This is a genomic window from Protofrankia sp. Cas4 (genome assembly GCF_963555915.1).
Classification (GTDB): Bacteria; Actinomycetota; Actinomycetes; order Frankiales; family Frankiaceae; genus Protofrankia.
The window spans coordinates 1-637 of record NZ_CAUVXL010000100.1 but is presented as its reverse complement, the minus strand read 5'-3'; the positions used below and the strand labels follow the sequence as shown (position 1 = coordinate 637).

Here is a 637-nt window from a genome sequence, read left to right as displayed (position 1 = left end):
GCGCGGACGAGCCGCTCATCCTCGTCGTCACCAAGGCTTTTTCGCCAACCGCGCCCTGACCCGCCTTCCGCCACGCACGCTGGCGTCGGATCGAGCACGAACAGTAGTCACCGCACCCACAAGATCCGAACCGGCCGGTTACTCCTGGAGTTGAGGGTAGGTCTCGACGTCGGTCGCCTTGAACGACGCCCACACGGTCACGCCCGGTTCCAGGCGCAGCTCGGCGAGGGCGGCCGGGGTGACGTCGGCGAGCAGTGGGGGGGCGTAACCAACCCGGCCAATCCCCCACCAAAGCGGCCCGGGATCCGGACTCCCGCCAATCGTCATGCATCCCTGCCAGACTTGCATCCTGATGGAGTCCTGATGCATCCCGATGGAGTCCTGATGCATCCTGATGGAGTCCTGATGCATCCTGATGGAGTCCTGATGGACCGTAACACGGTCAACCAGATCATAGATGATCTTAATCGACTCGGTCGCGACAGCTACCGGATCGAGGTGAAGCGGGCGCGGGGCGGCATGCCGACGTCGCTCCACGAGACACTCAGCGCCTTCTCCAACGCCGACGGCGGCACGATCCTGCTGGGCATAGATGAGAAGGCGGGATTCGCCATCGTCGGCCTAGCCGAACCGGAGC

2 protein-coding genes are annotated in these 637 nt (G+C 64.4%); one reads left to right on the top strand and one right to left on the bottom strand.

Translation table 11 applies throughout. From position 1 onward, the window contains the following. Window positions 1-138 precede the first annotated feature (138 nt). The gene (locus U9979_RS09270) at window positions 139-327 is read right to left on the bottom strand and encodes a TOBE domain-containing protein (protein WP_322779041.1); all 189 of its coding nucleotides are present in this window, start codon (window positions 325-327) and stop codon (window positions 139-141) included. Between the two features lie 99 nt (window positions 328-426). Between U9979_RS09270 and U9979_RS09265 the strand changes: the two genes are divergently transcribed. Beyond that, the coding region (locus U9979_RS09265; RefSeq protein ID WP_322779040.1) for an ATP-binding protein at window positions 427-637 on the top strand (211 nt) is incomplete at its 3' end.